Genomic DNA, 926 nt, shown 5'->3' on the forward strand with positions numbered 1-926 from the left:
CAAGTGTATGCTGAGATCCAAAAAACCATCGCTAATATGGGAAGTGCTCCGAACGCAGTCCTTCTCCAAAACAATGCCAATAAAATCTTAAACACCATCATGAATAGCAAACCCCAAGTTCTAGACAATCGTATGTTAGAACAAGGGATGTATGCGGATGTTCAGTTCTTTGTAGATGAACTACAAAAATCCAAATACGACGAATCCAATGTAGAGAAGATGAAGTCGATGACAAAGGAGATGGAAGACCGCAGTAAACAAATGGCAGTCCTTCAAACATTAGATTCCCTTTGGTCTTTGCCACTTACCTTTGAAGCAACGATCGCCGAACAAAACAAAGCCCTAGATGAACAGTTAACGATGCAATTATTGCAGGATAACTTTATCAAGATGGGACCAGGGTATGTGAGATCTGCTGTAGATAAGATGGGAAATCCATCCTATCAAATACTCCCAACCTTTTCTTCTTTCTTATATATCAAACCGGACAAATTGCCAACCGTCAAAGATTCCAATGGAAAGGAATGGGACCTAACCGATTACCAATCTTTGCAAGGGAAAAATGGTCCAGCGAGTGCAGAACTCACAATGATGGTGAGACTGGCTCGTAACCAAATGCAAACCGACTTCAAACTGACATATGATCCCGAGAAGTCAGAGAACCGTGAAGTTGGTTTTACACTCCTTGACCCTAAAGCAATGGCGAAAGTCGCCCAAGCAGCCCAGTCAGCCATGATGCAGTTCACGACTGATCCTCAAAAGATGTTTGAGTTTAACTCAGCTGATGCCAAAGGCAAAGAAGCCATGATGGAATCGGCGAAGAACTCCGGTTATTTGGTAGGACCTACAGTGGGAGGAGCCTTCGGAACTCACCACTTCAACCAGTTCTATCCTATCCTTAAGATGAAGGAAAAATACAACGAGAT

1 protein-coding gene is annotated in these 926 nt (G+C 42.9%); it reads left to right on the plus strand.

What is annotated here, in order from left to right; genetic code table 11:
- Positions 1-926, plus strand: a 926-nt coding sequence (locus tag CH364_RS18720) for a hypothetical protein (protein ID WP_165782921.1), incomplete at both ends; no start/stop codon positions are given.

It is taken from the genome of Leptospira harrisiae (assembly GCF_002811945.1).
Lineage (GTDB): Bacteria > Spirochaetota > Leptospiria > Leptospirales > Leptospiraceae > Leptospira_A > Leptospira_A harrisiae.